The organism is Janthinobacterium agaricidamnosum NBRC 102515 = DSM 9628, assembly GCF_000723165.1.
Taxonomy (GTDB): Bacteria; Pseudomonadota; Gammaproteobacteria; order Burkholderiales; family Burkholderiaceae_D; genus Janthinobacterium; species Janthinobacterium agaricidamnosum.
Map to the genome: position 1 here is coordinate 2557964 of NZ_HG322949.1, position 18695 is coordinate 2576658.

The 18695-nt window shown below is 65.2% G+C and carries 4 protein-coding genes (1 of these 4 cut by a window edge); all 4 read left to right on the forward strand.

The genetic code is table 11. The annotated features are described in order from the left end of the window. The first annotated feature begins 248 nt into the window (after nt 1-248). Nucleotides 249-3047, forward strand: coding sequence for a beta-1,3-glucanase family protein (locus GJA_RS26145; RefSeq protein ID WP_242404659.1), 2799 nt, complete (start codon nt 249-251; stop codon nt 3045-3047). A gap of 265 nt (nt 3048-3312) precedes the next feature. Then, a complete protein-coding gene (locus GJA_RS10925) occupies nt 3313-5091 on the forward strand; it encodes a ShlB/FhaC/HecB family hemolysin secretion/activation protein (RefSeq protein ID WP_038492012.1) in 1779 nt (592 codons plus the stop codon). A gap of 42 nt (nt 5092-5133) precedes the next feature. After that, nucleotides 5134-5316, forward strand: a complete 183-nt coding sequence (locus GJA_RS10930) for an ESPR domain-containing protein (RefSeq protein WP_038492015.1) — start codon at nt 5134-5136, stop codon at nt 5314-5316. Then, nucleotides 5316-18695: the 5' portion of a two-partner secretion domain-containing protein gene (locus tag GJA_RS10935; RefSeq protein ID WP_479686746.1), read on the forward strand. The gene runs 24 nt beyond the window's last position; 13380 of the gene's 13404 nt are visible here — the first part of the coding sequence; it begins with the start codon at nt 5316-5318; its stop codon lies beyond the right edge, outside the window. The genes GJA_RS10930 and GJA_RS10935 overlap by 1 nt, the downstream gene beginning before the upstream one ends.

Genomic DNA, 18695 nt, shown 5'->3' on the forward strand with positions numbered 1-18695 from the left:
CCATCGTATCGCAGCCGTTCAACCAATCGCTGGTACCGGGCCAGACGGCCAAGTTCAGCGTTGTCGCCACCGGCGCCGACAGCTTGACTTACCAATGGTATCTGAACGACCAGCCTATCGCCGGCGCCACCGGCAGCAGCTACACCACGGCGCCTGTGAAACTGGAAGACAACGGCCAGCGGTTCCGGGTCAATGTCAGCAATCCGGCCAACGGCGCGACGACCAGCAGTAACGACGCCAACTTGCTGGTGATCGACGGCGTGCCGTCGGACGCCGCCAACCTGGCGCTGAAAGGCACGCCAAGCTCCAGCTCCACCGAGAGTGCCGACTACTTTGGTCCGCAGTATGTCAATGACGGTATTGGCAAGGTGCGCGCCGACAATGGCAACGAAGGTACCCGTTGGGCATCGTTTGTGTTCCAGGGCGACGATGCCAAGTCGGACGATCAGTGGGTCGGTATCGATCTCGGCTCCGTGCAAGAGATCAACCAGGTCGTGCTGGATTGGCAAACCGCGTATGGCTCGAAATACATCATCGAGACATCGGTGGACAATCAAAACTGGAAACCGGTCTATACCCAGAACAGCGGGCAAGGCCGTGTCGAAAATCTGTTGTTTTCCATCACCAAGGCACAATATGTGCGCATGCATGGTGTGAAACGCGCTACGCAATACGGTTACTCGCTGTTTGAGTTGCAGGTGTTCGCACCGGCGTTGACTATCCGTACCCAGCCTGCCGCGCAAACCGTGGCGGTCGGCCAGTCGGCCCACTTCACCGTGGATGCGGTGGGTCCGGGCACGCTGACTTACCAATGGCTGAAGAAGGGCACGCTGGTGGCAAGCACCGACGTTCCGTCCTACGATACGCCGGCAGTGACCAGCGATGACAATGGCGCTATTTACAGTGTTGTTGTGGAAAGCTCGAACGGCAGCAAGCTGCCTAGCGATGGTGCGGTGTTGACCGTGGGCGTACAACAAGGTAACACCGGCAACACCGGTAATACTGGTGGTGATACCGGCAACACCGGTAATACGGGTAACACCGGCAACACTGGTGGTGATACTGGCAACACCGGTAATACGGGCAACACCGGCAACACTGGTGGTGATACCGGCAATAGCGGTAACACCGGCAATACCGGTAGCCTCGGTCCTGATCTGGCGATCGGCAAAGCTGCGTTTTCGGGTCCGCTGCAAGGCGTGCCAGATACCACTTCCAGCATGGCGATTGACGGCGACGTCAAGAGCAGCTGGGTGTCGCAGCCTGACAATGCGGCATGGCTGACGGTCGATTTGCTGGCGCCTGCCATGATCTCGCAAGTCAACTTGCAGTGGGGCAGTGCCTATGGTGCGGAATATGAAATCCAGGTATCGAACGACAATATTATCTGGACTCCTGTGAAGCATCAAAGTGCCGGCAAGGGTGGCGTGGAACCGATCACGTTCGATCCGGTGTCGGCTCGTTATGTGCGCATGCAAGGTATCAGCGGCGCCACGCCATCCGCTTACTCGCTGAATGAGTTCGAAGTGTACGGTCCGGCTGTCGCAGCCGGCACGGCGCCGCAGATCTCCGTTCAGCCAGTGAACGTTGCCGTGACCGAAGGCCAGTCTGCCCACTTCGCCGCCAGCGTTGCAGGCGACGATGGTTCAGGTAAAATCAAGTATCAATGGAACCGTAACGGCAAGCTGATTCCAGGCGCCGCCGCTGCCACCTACGATATCGTCATGACGCAAGCGCGCGACGACCAGGCCGTGTTCACGGTGAGCGTCGTCAATGCCGCCGGGATCGGTTCCGTCTCCGCCGGCGCCACGCTGACGGTGCATCCGCTCGGCGGCGGCACTGGCAATGGCGACGATACGCTGACCCCGGGTTTCATTAACGCGACCCTGCAAAACAATACTCGTGGCAGATGGAGCGATGATCAGATCTATATCGCGCTGATCGGCAAGGATCTGTCTGCCATCCACTACGAGTATGTCAAGCCGGACGGTAGCGCTGCGCTGATGCAGCTCAGCGATAATGATGCACCTGGTCATTTGACGAAAAACGGCGAAAACTTCAGTAACTACTTCTTCACCTTGGCGCAATTCAAGAAGATGAAGTTGCCGAATATCCGTGCGGGACGTATCTTTGTGTCGCTCGGTTCGCCGCTGTTCATCAAAATTAATGAGACACCGGACACTCATGAAATCGGTTATGCCGGCCCGAGCGTGGATCCAGCCGCGCACGATATCAATAGCAGTATTTATTTCGACTGGTATGAGTTTGCGTATCTGAATGACCAGTTGTACATCAATACGACGCAGGTTGACCAGTTTGGTTTCCCATTGTTGATCGATGCGTATGGTAATAACAATACCTTCCACAAGCAGGCTGGTATTACCGAGACGCGCGATAGCATCTTTGCTGCTTACCATAAAGAAATGCCAAAGGAGTTCTTGGATGGTAATTCGAACCCGTATCGTCTTTTGGCGCCGGGCAAGAGCAGTTTTGATGATCATGGCGCCGATGGCAAGCCGGAAGTCAATGCCGCTTATTTCGACGGTTATATCAACGATATGTGGAATCTGTACCGCACCAAACCACTCGTGATCGACATGTACGATAATTCGCGCCGTTTTGTCGGCCAGGTCGCTGCCGATAACACCGTGGTGTTCCAGGAAGTCAACAAGGTGAGCAACGCGCCGCTCGGCGTTGTGTACACCCTGCCAGGCAAACCGACCACCCAGGATATGGTGGAAGCCAGGGGTGTATTGGCCACGCCATTCGCGGGTGAAACAGACGGTGCCGTGATTGCCATTGAATTGGCGCTGGAGGCGCAAATCGCAGCGGCGCTGAATCGCCACATCATGGAAGACAGCTCGCAATGGGGCGCACCGACCGCCCTCTGGTATGCCAATGGACCGGCCAACTACTATGCGCAGTTCTGGCATAAGCATACGCCGGATGGCCGGGCGTATGGCTTCCCTTACGACGATGTCTCGGATCAAAGCTCGACCGTCATCGTGGATAAGCCGGAACGCCTGCTGTTGAACATTGGCTGGTAAGTAAACTGGCGACAGGCTGAATAACGCTTGTCAACAGTAAAAAGGCCGCGACGTTTCGACGTCGCGGCCTTTTTTTATGAAGTGATATAGATCAATAATTTGTGTCGAGGTACTGTAATTATTGCAATAAAGATCGATTCCTTTGTAACTGATGTATAAAACCAACTTAAATTAAAATAAGTAATTTCAAAATAAGCATTTTTGTTGCTTTGGAGTAATTCAGATAATATAATTGCCTTGAATTAATAATAATTTAAGGTAATTTATGCGTCATCGTATTACCGCGCGGTGCGGTTTTTATGTGTTGGGCACCGTGCTGGCTTTTCCCGTTATTGCACAAACCCGTCCCGACTTCACTCCACCCTCCGCAACACCGCCGGCCAGCCGTCCCGGGACCAGCGACGATTCCAGCCAGGAATTCATCCGCCAGCAAGAGCGTGAACGCATCTTGCGGCAGCAACAGGAACAGCGTCCCGATGTGCGCCTGCCAGCCGGCGCCGCGCTCAAGCAAGCCGCGCGCCTGCCATCCGGCGAGACGCCGTGCTTTGCGATTCGCACGCTGGCACTGGCCGGCGAGGCCGCCGGGCAGTTCCAGTGGGCGCTGGCCGCCGCCGGCCGCGACGAGGATGGCCAGGCCGATCCGGTGACCGGCCGCTGTGTCGGCACCGAGGGCATCAACCTGGCCATGCGGCGGGTGCAGAACGCGATCATGAACCGCGGCTACGTCACCACCCGCGTATTGGCCGCGCCGCAAGACTTGAGTAGCGGCACGCTGACACTGAGCCTGCTGCCGGGGCGCATCCGCGCGGTGCGGCCGGCGCCGGGCACCAGCAGCCGGACCACGCTGTGGAATGCGATGGCGGCCGGGCCGGGCGACTTGCTCAATGTGCGCGATACCGAGCAGGCGCTGGAAAACTTCAAGCGCGTGCCGAGCGCCGACGCGGATATCCAGATCGCGCCGGCCGAGGGCGCCGATGCCAGGCCCGGCGAGAGCGACCTGGTGGTGCAGTGGAAGCAGGGCGTGCCGTTTCGCCTCAGCCTGTCGCTGGACGATTCCGGCTCGGACTCGACCGGCAAATACCAGGGCGGCGTGACGCTGTCGTACGACAACTGGTGGACCTTGAACGACCTGTTTTACCTGAGCCTGAACAGCAATGTGGGCGGCGGCGGTAGCGGGCCGCACGGCACGCGCGGGGTGGTGGCCCATTATTCGCTGCCGCTCGGCTACTGGCTGCTCAGCGCCACCACCAGCGACAGCGGCTATCACCAGTCGGTGGCCGGCATCAACCAGGACTATCACTACAGCGGCGCCAGCCAGAACAGCGAGATCAAGCTGTCGCGGCTGGTCTACCGCGACGCCGTGCGCAAGACCAGCGTGTCCTTGCGCGGCTGGAAGCGCTCGTCGCAAAACTTCATCGACGACACCGAGGTCGAAGTGCAGCGGCGCCGCGTGGCCGGCTGGGAGGCCGGTCTCGGCCACCGCGAATTCATGGGCCGCGCCACGCTCGACGCCAACCTGCAATACCGGCGCGGCAGCGGCGCCTTCGATGCGATGGCCGCGCCCGAGGAAGCCTTCGGCGAAGGCACTTCGCGCTTCGTGCTGCTGCTGGCCGACGCCAGCCTGGGCGCGCCGCTGGACGTGGGGCCGCTGAAGCTGCGTTACGCCGGCGCCTGGCGCTGGCAGCACAACCGCACGCCGTTGGTGCCGCAAGACCGCTTCGCGATCGGCGGGCGCTACACGGTGCGCGGCTACGACGGCGAAAGCAGCTTGTCGGCCGAACGCGGCTGGCTGCTGCGCAACGAGCTGGGCGCGCCGTTGGGCGATTCCGGCCACGAACTGTACGGCGGCATCGATCACGGCGAAGTGGCGGGACCGGGCAGCGCATTGCTGGTCGCGCATCGCCTCACCGGCATGTTCGTGGGCCTGCGCGGCCAGTTGATGCGGCTGCAGTACGACGTTTTCATCGGCCGCCCGTGGCACAAGCCGGACCTGTTCCGCAGCGCGCCCAGCACGGCAGGCTTCAACCTGAACGCCAGTTTTTAAGCGGCCCGCGCCGCCTCACTCATCCCCGACGCAAGAATAACCATGAACAAGCACCTGTACCGCATCATCTTCAACCAACGCCGTGGCCAATTGATGGTGGTCGGCGAAAACGCCGCATCGCAAGGCAAGGCCGCCAGCGGCGAAGGCGGCATGAGTGGTGGCGGCGGCTTGCTGGCGACCTTGCGTCCGGCCTGCCTGGCGGTGTTGGCGCGCTCGGCATGGTGATGTTCGTGACCGGTACGGCGCACGGCCAGATCGTGGCCGACCGCAACGCGCCCGGCAAGCAGCGCCCGACCGTGCTGCAGACGGCCAACGGCGTGGCGCAGGTGAATATCCAGACCCCGAGCGCGGCAGGGGTGTCGCGCAATACCTACAGCCAGTTCGACGTGCAGGCCAACGGCGCGATCCTCAACAATAGCCGGGGCGATACGGCTACCCAGACCGGCGGCTGGGTGCAGGGCAATCCCTGGCTGGCAGGCGGCAGCGCGCGGGTGATCCTGAACGAAGTCAATTCGTCGAACCCGAGCCAGTTGCGCGGTTATATCGAGGTGGCCGGCCAGCGCGCCGAGGTGGTGATCGCCAATCCGGCCGGCGTCAGTGTCGACGGCGGCGGTTTCATCAACGCCAGCCGGGTCACGCTGACCACCGGCACGCCGCTGCTGTCGGGCGGCGGCCTGGATGGTTATTTGGTGCGCGGCGGTCAAGTCACGATCAATGGCAAGGGGCTGGACACCTCGCACAGCGACTACACCGCGATCCTGGCGCGCGCGGTGCAAGTCAATGCCGGCATCTGGGGCAATGAGATCAAGCTGCTGGCCGGGACCAATCAAATCAGCGCCGACCATGGCGTCGCGGGCGCGGCAGCGGGAGACGGGCCGGCGCCGTCGTTCGCGCTGGATGTGGCGCAGCTGGGCGGCATGTACGCGGGTAAAATCACCTTGATCGGCACCGAGGCCGGGGTCGGCGCGCGCAACGCCGGCACGCTGGCCGCGTCAAACGGCAATCTGGTGCTGCAATCGAATGGCTGGCTCAGTAACAGCGGCACCCTGCACGCGCAGGGCGACACCATGCTTGCCAGCCAGGATAATATCGCCAACAGCGGCGCGATTACCGCGTACGGCAATACGACACTGGATGCGGCCGGACGCGTCGACTCGGCGGCCGGCGCGGTGCTGGCCGCCGGCGTCAATCCGGACAATACCGTGCGCCAGGGCGGCGATTTGAGCGTGTCGGCCGGCGCCGGCGCCGCGCTGCATGGCGTCGCGGTGGCCGGCGGGACGGCCAGCATCGGCGCGGCCGGGCTGGATGTCTCCGGCGCCAGCGTGTCGGGCGCGGCCGTCAAACTGCGCGCCAGCGGCGGCGACCTGGATGCCAGCCGTGCCCTGATCAGCGCGCGCGATGGCCTCGGACTGGATGCCGCAGGCTTGCTGCGCACCGATGGCGCACAAGTGACGGGCGGGCAAATCACGCTCGCCGCGCATGACGTGTCGAATGCCGCCGGCCAGATCGTCCAATTGGGCAGCGGCGAGCTGGGCATCCGCCTGCCGGGCCAGCTGGACAACAGCGCGGGCCGCATCGCCACCAATAGCGGCAAGCTGACGCTGGACGCGCAAGGTATCAGCAACACCGATGGCAAGATCGAGCACGCCGGCAGCGGCGCGTTGCTGATACGCGCCGCGACGATCAGCGACCAGCGCGGCCAGATCACCAGCAATGGCGCGCTGGCGCTGACGGCCGATACGCTGGACCACCGCGATGCGGCCACGGTCGCCGCGCAAGTCGATATCGCCAGCGGCACGCTGGATAACCGCGGCGGCGCCATCGCCCAGACCGGCGCCGGCCGCAGCGCCATCAGCGCGACCGGGACACTGCTCAATAGCGGCGGCAAGATCGACACCAATGGCGGCATCGGACTCGGCGCCGGCGCGCTGCTCAACGACCACGGCCGCATCGCCGCGGCACACGACGCCGGCATCGTCGTTGCCGCCGGCCTGGACAACCGCGACGGCGTGCTGGTCGCGAGCGGCAATCTGGCGCTGGCGGCCGCCAACCTGGACAATAGCCGCGGTTATGTGCAGGCAGCCAGCGGCGACGCAAGCGTGCGGGTCGGCGATTTGAACAATAGCGGCGGTTATGTGTTTGCCGGCGCCAGCCTGAGCACCAGTGCCGGCAATCTCAACAATAGCGGCAGCCTCTACGCGGGCGCCGACCAGCGCCTCGCTGTCGGCGGCACGCTGCTCAACAGCGGCGCGATTATCGCCAGGGGCCATAATGCCGTCAGCGCGGCCGTGATCCAGGGCAGTACGGGCAGCTTGCTGGGCGCCGGCATCCAGGCCGACGGCAGCCTCGGCCAGACCGGCGACTTGAGCGTCAGCGCCACCCAGGCGCTGACGGCAAGCGGCCAGAACCTGGCGGCGGGTTACGCCAGCCTGCGCGCAGCGTCGCTCGACATTTCCGGCAGCCAGACCGGCGCCGCGAATATCTTATTGAGTGCAAGCGACGGCGACGTGCTCACCGCCAAGGCGCTGGTGAGCACGTCCGGCACACTGACGGTGGCGGCGCCAGCGCGCAGCCTGGTCAATCATGACGGCACCTTGAGCGCCGGCCAGCTCGAGCTGCATGCGGCCAACCTGGACAACCGCAGTGGCAGCATCATCCAGACCGGCAGCGGCAATACCGCTATCGACGTGGCGGCGCTCGACAATAGCGCCGGGCGCATCGCGGTCAACAGCGCCAGCCTGGCATTGGGCGCGAACACGCTGAACAATAGCGATGGCAAGATCGAACACGCCGGCAGCGGCAGCCTGGCCATCACGGCGGCGCTATTGAACGGCGCGCGCGGCAGCATCGTCGGCAATGGCCTGGTCGACATCGCGGCCGGCATGTTCAGCCACGACCATGCCAGCACGTCCGGCCAGCAATTGCGCGTGCAGGCTGGCGGCCTGGATAATCGCGGCGGCCATCTGCTGCAAACCGGCACCGGCGCCGCGACGGTCGGCGTGACGGCACAATTGAATAATACGGCGGGCGAAATCGCCAGCAACGGCAGCCTGGACCTGCATGGCGGCGCCATCGACAATCGCCAGGGCCGCATCACGTCCGCGGCCTCGGCCGAGGTGGGCAGCGCCGGGGCGTTGCTGAACACCGACGGCGTACTCGCCGCCACCGGCAATCTGCATGCCGGCGCCGCGGTCATCGATAACACCCGCGGCCTGCTGCAAACCATAGTCGGCGCCCTGGGACTGGAAACCGGCAGCCTGTTGAACCGGCAGGGAACGGTCAGCTCGGGCAGCGGCCTGAGCACGGCCATCCATGGCGATTTCACGAATGAAGGTTTGCTGTACGCCGGCCGGGACCAGGTATTGAATACCGCCGGGGTACTGAGCAGTACCGGTTCCATCGCATCGCTGGGCGATACCATCATCCAGGCCAACAGCGTGGCCAGCAGCGGTTTGCTGGGCGCCGGACTGAAGGCGGACGGCAGCCTGGTCCGGTCGGGCAACCTGACGCTCAATAGCGTCCATGGCTTGCTGGCGAGCGGCCAGAACCTGGCGGCGGGCAGCCTGTCGCTGACTGGCGCTTCCATCGATGTGTCGGGCAGCCAGACTGGCGCGGCCAATATCGCGCTGACGGCAATCAGCGGCAACGTGATCACCAGCAAGGCGGTAGTCAGCACGGCCGGTTTGCTGGCCATCACGGCGAATGCCCAAAATGGGCAAACCTTGCTCAACACCGTGGGCCAGTTGAGCGCCGGCCAGTTGAACCTGGACGTGGCGAAGCTGGACAATGCCAGCGGCGATATCGTCCAGACCGGCGCCGGCGACACCACCATCAATACCGGTTTGCTGGATAACACCAGCGGCCGCATCGCGCTCAACAGCCGTGACGTGAACCTGCAAGCGGCCAACTTGATCAACGTGGACGGCAAGATCCAGCACGCGGGAAGCGGCACGCTGGGCATCACGGCGGCCAAGCTGTACGGCCAGCGCGGCCAGATCACCGGCAACGGCGCCTTGAACCTGGCGGCCGATTACGTTGATCACCGCAACGGCGCGCTGCTCGCCAATCAAGTCAGCATCCATAGCGGCACGCTGGATAACCGCGGCGCTTCCATCGGCCAGACCGGTGCCGGCCAGATGGCGGTCGCGGCAACGGCGACGCTGGACAATAGCGGCGGCAAGATCGAGGGCAATGGCGACGCGCTGGTCAAGGCGGGCATATTGCTGAACCAGGACGGCCGCATCGCCTCCGCGCATGACGCCGCTATCAGCGCGAGTACGCTGGACAATACCGGCGGCAGCTTGGCGGCGTCGAACAAGCTGCTCCTGTCGGGCGGGAATGTCGACAACACACGCGGCCAGATCCAGGCGCTGGGCGGCAACGCGACCCTCGCAATAGGCGACTTGCTCAACACGGCCGGCAGCGTCTTCGCCGGCGCCAACCTGGATGCGACGGCGGCCAATATCAACAGCAGCGGCAGCCTGTACGCGGCCGGCAATCAAACATTCAACGTCAGCGGCGCCATCGTCAATAGCGGCGTGATCGCGGCCCGGGGCCACACTGGCATCGCCGCCAGCAGCGTCGACAGCGGCGCGGCCAGCCTGATCGGCGCGGGCATCAAGGCCGACGGCAGCCTCGCCGGTAGCGGCGATTTGACGATCACGACGGCGCAAGGGATGAAGGTCCTGGGCCAGAACCTGGCCGCCGGCAGCGCCAGTCTGAGCGGCGCCACGGTCGACTTGTCCGGCAGCCAGACCAGTGCGGTCAACATCGCCTTGACGGCGGCCGGCGGCAACGTCATCACCGGCAAGGCGGTCGTGACGACGCCCGGCACGCTGACGGTCAATGCCGAGGCGCTGCTCAATCACGAAGGCGCGCTGAGCGCCGGACAGCTTGCGCTGCGCCTGGCCAACCTGAACAACCAGCAAGGCAGCATCGTCCAGACCGGCAGCGGCGACACGCTGATCCAGGCCAGCGCCGCGCTGGATAATAGCGCCGGCCGTATCGCCGTCAACAGCCAGAACCTGACACTGGGCGCGGCGACGCTGAGCAATACCGGCGGCAAGATCGAACACGCCTGCAGCGGCGCGCTGACGATCCAGGCGGCGACGTTGAACGGTGAGCGCGGCACTATGACCGGCAATGGCCTGGTCGATATCCGCGCCGGCAGCGTCAACCATGCCGGCGCGACCACGTCGGCCCGGCAATTGACGCTCCGCGCCGACAGTTTGAACAATGCCGGCGGCCACCTGCTGCAAACCGGCGCTGCCGACACCACGCTGCAAGTGGCGGGACAACTGGAGAATGCCGGCGGCGAAATCGCCGGCAACGGCAGCCTGAAGCTGCATGCCGGTTCGCTGGACAATAACAAGGGCCGCATCGTGTCGTCCACGTCGGCCGATATTGCCAGCGACGGCGCGCTGCTCAATACCGATGGCACGATCGCCGCGGCCACTGCGCTGCAGGTCGGCGGCGCGGCCATCGACAATAGCCGCGGCACGCTGCAAGCGGGAAGCGGTGGGTTGCGGCTGGATGCGGCCAGCCTGGTGAACCGGCAAGGCACGGTCAATGCCGGCGCCGACCTGACGCTCAATGTCAGCGGCGACCTGCTCAACGACGGCTTGCTGTACGCTGGCCGCGACCAGGTCGTCAATACCGGCGGGCTGCTGAACAATACCGGTTCCATCGCGGCGCTGGGCAATACCAGTATCGCTGCCGGCACGCTGGCCGGCAGCGGCTTGCTGGGCGCCGGCCTGAAGGCGGACGGCAGCCTGGGGCAGGGCGGCAACCTGAGCGTGAACACGGTGGGCGCCTTGCAAGCCGGTGGCCAGACTCTGGCGGCCGGCAACCTCGCCCTGGCCGGCGCCGCGCTCGACCTGAGCGGCGGCCAGGCCAGCGCGGTCAATCTCGTCTTGACGGCTAACAGCGGCAACATCATCACCAGCAAGGCGACGTTAAGCACGACCGGCTTGCTGGCGATTAGCGCCAACGCCCGGAATGGGCAGGCGCTGATCAACCAGGGCGGCAGCCTCAGCGCCGCGCAGCTGGAGCTGCGCGCGGCCAACCTGGATAACCGGCAAGGCACGATCGTCCAGACCGGTACTGGCGACACCACCATCGATAGCGCTACGCTGGACAACACCGGCGGGCGCATCGCGGTCAACAGCGCCAACCTGGCCCTGAAAGCCGGCACGCTGACCAATCTCGACGGCAAGATCGAACATGCCGGTAGCGGTGCGCTGGACATCAATGCGAGCAATCTGTACGGCCAGCGCGGCCAGATTACCGGCAATGGCGCTTTGACTGTGGCGGCCGGCTATATCGACCACCGCGACGGCAGCGCCATCGCGCGCCAGGTGACGTTCAATGCCGGCACGCTGGACAACCGCCAGGGCGAGATCACGCAACTGGGTACGGGCCAGACTACCATCACGACCAGCGACCGGCTGGACAATAGCGGCGGCAAGATCGCAAGCAATGGCGACCTGGTGCTGCAGGCGGACGCCCTGGTGAATGACCATGGCCGCATCGCATCGGGCCAGAATCTCAATCTGAGCGCCGCATCGCGCCTGGATAACAGCGACGGCGCCATCGCCGCCGGACGCAATCTGGTGCTGGCTGGCGGCAATATCGACAACAGCCGGGGCCAGATCCAGGCGGTGGCCGGCAATGCGACGCTGAACATCGCGAACCTGCTCAATGCCGCCGGCAGCGTGTTCGCCGGCGCCAGGCTGAGCACCACGGCGGCCAGCGTCAGCAACAGCGGCAGCTTGTACGCGGCCGGCGAGCAGGTGTTGAACGTCAGCGGCGCGGTGAGCAATAGCGGCATGATTTTCGCGCTCGGCAATACCAGCATCGCTGCCGGCAGCTTGAACAGCAGCACTGGCGGCTTGATCGGCGCCGGCATCAAGGCCGACGGCAGCTTGAATGCCGGCGGCGACCTGACCATCACGACGGCCCAGGCGCTGGCCGCGCACGGCCAGAATCTGGCGGCGGGCAATCTCGCCCTGAGCGGCGGCGCGGTCGATATCGGCGCCAGCCAGACCGGCGCGCGCAATATCGCGCTCAATGCGAGCGGCGGCGATGTGACGACCAGCGGCGCGGTGGTCACCACGCCGGGTACCTTGAGCGTCACGGCGCAGGCCAATCAGGACCAAGGCTGGGTCAACAGCCGGGGCGATGTCAGCGCCGGCCAACTGGCGGTGCAGGTGGCGAACCTGAATAATGCGCAAGGCAGCATGGTCCAGACCGGGACTGGCGACAGCTCCATCAAGCTGTCCTCGCCAGGCGGGACGCTGGATAACAGCGGCGGGCGGATCGCCGTCAACAGCGCCAACTTGAACATCCAGGCCGGCACGCTGAACAATGTGGATGGCAAGATCGAGCAAGTCGGCAGCGGCACGCTGGCCATTACCGCGGCGGCCTTGAACGGCCAGCGCGGCCAGATCACGTCCAACGGCGGCCTGAATATCAGCGCCGCTGCGATCGATCACCGCAACGCCAGCACCATCGCGCAGCAAGTGACGGTTTCCGCCGCTACGCTGGACAATCGGCAAGGTAATTTTACCCAGCTAGGCAATGGCCAAACCAGCATCCAGGCCAGTGCCAGCCTGGACAACCGTGGCGGTGTCATCGCCAGCAACGGCGCTACCCGCATCGTCAGCCAATTGCTGAATAACCAGGGCGGCAAGCTGCAGGCGGCCGGTGCATCCAGTCTCGACCTGGCCGTGGGCGGCACGCTGGACAACAGCAACGGCGGCGCGATCGCGTCCGGCGCCAATGCGGCCGTCAACGTCGGCACGCTGAACAATGCGGGCGGCAGCCTCAGCGCTGGCGGCGCCTTGACGCTCGCCGCGGCGCAGGCGGTGTCCAATGCCGGCGGCTTGCTGGCCGCCACCGGCAACCTGGGCCTGACGGCGGCGACGCTGGACAATAGCGGCGGCAAGCTGGCGTCGGTGCAGGGTAATGTCAGCGCCGTCAGCAGCGGCGCTACGATCAACGACGGCGGCGCGATCCAGGCCGGCGGCGATATCCTGCTGAACAATGGCGGCTTGTCGAATGCGCTGGCAACCATCGCCGGGCGCAATATCGGCATCAATACCAACGGCCAGGCGCTGGCCAATGGCCAGGGCACCATCGCCGCCAGCCAGGCGCTGAACCTGCAAACGGGTGCGCTGAACAACGATGGCGGCCTGATTCAATCGGGCGCCGCGCTGCTGATCGACACCCACGGCCAGGCGCTGACCAACACCAATGCCGGCGCGTATGCGGTGCGCCATGCTGGCAGCAGCGGCGGCATCAGCAGCGGCGCCAGCGCCAGCCTGAACCTGGGCGCATGGAACAATAGCGGCGGGTATCTCGGCGCGGCCGGCGACATCACCGGCAATGCCGGTTTGGTGACGAACACCAGTGGCCAGATCGTCGGCAAGTCGGCCCTGAACATGGGGCTGGCCGGCTTGAACAACCAGGGTGGCCAGATCCAGGTGCTGGGCAATATCGACCTGCTTGCGAGCGGCACCATCGACAATCAATCGGGCTTGATACGCTCCGGCGCCAGCGCCACGCTGAGCGCGGCAGCCATCGAAAACAGCAATACGCTGGGCGCCAGCCAGGGCATCGAGGCGATCAACCTGGCCTTGACCAGCGCTTATGTCGGCAATGCCGGCGGCGCGCTGCGCGCCGATAACAACCTGGCGATCAGCAGCGCCGGCAGCGCCAACAATACGCTGGGCATGATCAGCGCCGGCAAGGCGCTGAGCCTGCGCGACGAAGGCGCTGCGCGCGGCCTGGCGATCGCGAACAGCGGCGGCACGCTGATCGGCGGCCAGCTGACCGACATCCGCGCCGCCAGCCTGAGCGGCGACGGCCGCATCCTGTCGCAGAACGACATGAAGCTGGACCTGAGCGGCAATTTTGTGCTGGGTGCGGGCGGCGAGCTGACCGCCAACCGCAACCTGGGCATCGCCATCGACGGCAGCCTGAGCAACGCGGGCAAGATCCAGGCCGGCAGCACGCTGACGCTGGGCGCCGTCAATCTCGACAACAGCGCCAGCGGCGACATCAACGCCGGCACCACGCGCCTCAATATCGGCAATACGCTGACCAACCGCGGCGTGATCGACGGTCTGCATACCGAGCTGAACGCTGGCACGCTGAACAACCTGGGCAGCGGCCGCATCTACGGCGATGCGCTCAGTATCGCCGCCGCCACCGTCAACAACGACATCGAGGGCGGCGTGGCGGCGACCATCGCGGCGCGCGAACGGCTCGATATCGGCGCGCAAATCATCAACAACCGCGAACACGCGCTGATCTTCAGCGGCGGCGACATGGCCATCGGCGGCTACCTGGACGCCAACCGGGTCGCCGCCGGCTGGGCCTCGAATGTGACCAATGCCAGCGCGACGATCGAGGCGCTGGGAAATCTGAACCTGGGTGCAAGCCAGGTCAACCTGCTGAACAACCATTTCAGCATGGAAGTGATTGCCACCGGCACGCCGGAGCATATCGTCGAATATCGCGCCGGCCTGGAAGACAAGGTGTATCGCGAGGGCGACCCCGGCGTCTTTATGGACCCGGTGGGCAGCCGTAACATTATCAGGCTGCATGTCCCCGGCCGGACGTTTGACGAGTATCAAAAATACGATGTCACCCGCAGCACCAGCGAAACCCGGATCGTCACGTCCGATCCTGGAAAAATCATTTCCGGTAAGGACTTGACCGTCAACTCCGGGCGCATCTATAACGAAAACAGCCGTCTGATTGCCGGTGCCGCCCTTAATATTGATAAAGCAGTATTGGTACTCAATGAAACCAAGGGCCAGAAAATCATCAGCGAGAAAGGCTCGGTCACGACGGTCAGTTCGCAGCCGGATTTCAAAGGCAACCTGTATTCGCAGTTTGATACCGAGACTTATGCTCCGCCCGACCGGGTTGTGGAGCAGTCCCAGAATGGCAGCTCGCAATACGAGCCAGGCAAGGCGCCGGCCGGCAGTACGCGTTCCGGCGTCAGCGGCGCGACCAGCAATGCCGGCGCGGTGGGCGGCAGCTTGCATGCCGCCACCGTGGCCCGCGATCCGGGCGGCGTCGGCGGCGTCAATGCCGCCAGCGGCAGGGGGGCTGGCATGGCAACTGGCGCCGGCGGTCCGGGTAGCGCCGCGGGTACCGGCAATGCGGCGCAGGCCGGCCCGGTCGGCGCCGTCAGCGGCGCCGCAGTAGCCGCCGCCGCAGGCATTGCCGGCAATCAGGCGCCGGCATCGATGGCGGCGCAAATCGGCCGTATCGACGCTGGCGCCAATGGCGACAGTGCCGGCCAGGCCGTTGCTGCCGGCGGACCTGGCGGCACCAGCCGCGCCGGCAACGCCGGGCAGGGCGGTGCGGTGGGCGCCGTGTCCGGCGCGCAGCTGGCGCTGGCGAGCGGCGCCGCAGGCATCAGCCAGGGCGCCATCGCCGCCGCCCATGGCGCCGGCATTAGCACCGCCAGCGGCGGCGCGGCGCGAGCGAACGGCGTCGCCGGCGGGACTCAGGCGCGCGTCAACGGCATCGCACAAGTTGCGTTGAGCAATCCATCGGGTCGCGCCCAAGTGGTGCGCACCACCACGCCGGCAACGCAGATACCGGATGCCAGCCTGTTCAAGGTCGCGCCGTCGCCATCGTCGCGCTACCTGGTCGAGACCGATCCGCGTTTCACCAATTACCGCGACTGGACCAGTTCCGACTATTTGCTCAGCATGGTGAAGCAGGATCCCGACGTGACCCAAAAACGCCTCGGCGACGCTTTTTACGAACAGCGCCTGGTACGCGAGCAAATCGCCGAACTGACCGGCCAGCGCTTCGTCGGCGACTATACCAGCGATGAGCAGCAATACCGCGCCCTGATGGAAGCCGGCGCGGCCTATGCCAATACCTGGAACCTGCGTCCCGGCGTGGCGTTGACGCCGGCGCAAATGGCGGCGCTGACCAGCGACATCGTCTGGCTGGTCGAGCAGGAGATCACGCTGGCCGACGGCAGCACGCAAAAGGCGCTGGTGCCGCAGGTCTATGTGCGGGTGCGCGAGGGCGACCTGGATGGTTCCGGCGCCCTGCTGGCCGGCAAGGACGTCAATATCAACCTGTCCGGCGACCTGAGCAACAGCGGCAGCATCGCCGGGCGCGACGTGGTGCGGCTGACGGCCGACAATGTCGACAATCTGGGCGGGCGCATCCATGGCGACGCGGTGGCGGTTTCGGCGCGCAACGACCTGAATAATATCGGCGGCGCGATTTCGGCCAACAGCGAATTGATCGCCACGGCGGGCCGCGACCTGAAGGTCGAGACGACGGTGCGCCACGCGGAAGGCGGCGACTATCCGCAGTCGCGCAACAGCATCGACCGGGTCGCCGGCCTGTACGTGACTGGCGACGGCGGCAGCGGCACGCTGGTGGCCGCCGCCGGTCGTGATGTATCGATACTCGGCGGCGTGATCGGCAACGCCGGCAAGGATGGCGTGACCAGCATCGTCGCGGGGCGCGACTTGACGGTGGGCAGCGTGCGCAGCGACAGCAATGACGGCATCGGCTGGCATGCGCTGGGCGGCGTCGCCGATACCGGCAGCCAGGTGCGCGGCGCCGGCGGCGTGTCGCTGAAAGCGGGCGGCGACATCGATATCGTGGCCTCCAAAGTGAAGGCGGGCGATGCGCTGGCGGTGCTGGCCGGCGGCGACATCCACATTCTCGCCGGTACCAATACGGTGAGGGAAGACGGCGCCGTCAGGCAAAGCGGATCGGACTTCCTCGACACTCGCACCGTGGCCACGCGCGACACGCTGGACCGCACGCTGGACAGCGGCTTGAGCGGCAAGAGCGTGGCGGTGATCGCCGGTAACGACATCAAGGTGGTCGGCAGCAGCGTGGCGGCCGGCCAGGCCTTGCTGGTCAATGCGGGCCGCGACCTCAGCGTCGCCACCACCACCCACAGCAGCAGCGGCTTCACCCGCGACAGCATCGTCGGCAGCACGGTGGTGGACCAGGTGGCGGGCCTGTACGTGAGCGGCGCCGGCGCCGGCGGCAATTTGTCGGTGGGCGCCGGGCGCGATATCACGCTGACGGCGGCGCAGGTCGGCAACGCCGGCAAGGACGGTGCGACGGTGATAGCCGCGGGGCGCGACCTGACGCTGAACACGGTGGCGACGGCCAGCCACAGCAGCTTGCAGTACACCACGGCGACCCAGTTCCGCAATGAAAACCATAGCGGCGAAGTGGGCAGCCAGATCCAGGCTGGGGGCGACGTGGTGCTCAAGGCGGGCCAGGACCTGTCGCTGCGCGCGGCCGAGGTGCAGGCGGCCGGCGCGCTGGGGCTCGGCGCGGGCCGCAACATCGCCATCGGCAGCGGCGTGGAAACGTCGCTGCTGGACATCGGACACCAGGAAACGAGCAGCGGCATGTTATCGAGCACCACCACCACCACCCGCGATACGGTGGCGACCAGCACCGCGCTGGGGAGCGAGCTGGGCGGTAAGACGGTGAGTGTGGCCTCTGGCAACGACATTAAGGTCAGCGGCTCGAACATCCTCAGCGATACCGGGACCAGCCTGGTGGCCCGGAACGACATCAGCATCGAAGCGGCGACCGATACGACCAAGGAACTGCATCACAGCGAGGTCAAGAAAAGCGGCTTGATGAGCGGCTGCAGTTTCGGTTTCAGCTATGGCACCCAGACCACCACCATCGACCAGGAGCGCGACGCGACGATCCAGAGCGGGCAGTCGCGCAGCGCGGTCGGCGCCATCGGCGGCGACGTGGCGATCGCGGCCGGCGGCGCCCTCAACATTTCCGGCAGCGACATCGCGGCCGGCGGCGACCTTGACCTGCTGGGCAAGAGCGTCGCCATCACGCCGGGCCAGGACAACGAGAAGGGCAAGTTCGAAGTCAAGACCAGACAGGACGGCCTGACGTTTGCGCTGGGCGGCAGCGTGGTGGGCGCGCTCCAGAGCTTGCAAAGCATGAGCGCGGCGGCCAGCCAGGCCAAGGACAGCCGGGTCACGGCGATGGCGGCGGCGACGGCGGCGATGGCGGGCAACGCGGCAGCGGCCGACATGGCTAAAAACGGCCCGAGCATCAGCGTCAGCCTGACGGCGGGCCATTCGGAAAGCGTGCAGACGCAAACGACGGCCAGCAGCACCCACAGCGGCACGGTACTGACCGGTAATAACATCAGCATCACGGCCAGCGGCGCGGGCAAGGACAGCAACATCACCATCGCCGGCAGCCAGGTCAATGCCAAAAACGATATCGTGCTGAACGCCGACAACCAGATCAACCTGGTGGCGGCGCAGGATACGGAAAGCCAGCACAGCGAGAGTTCCAGCCTGAGCGCATCGGTCGGCGTGGCGGCCAACATCAGCAGCAAAGGCACGTCGTTCGGCTACACTGCCAGCGTCAGCGGCAGCAAGGGACATGAGGATGGCGAGGGTACGACGCAACTGAACACCCGCGTCAATGCCGGCCAGACCCTGGTGCTCAACAGCGGCGGCGATACCAACATCAAGGGCGCGGTGGCCAGCGCGAACCAGGTGATCGCCGATATCAAAGGCAACCTGAACCTGGAAAGCCTGCAAGACACGGCC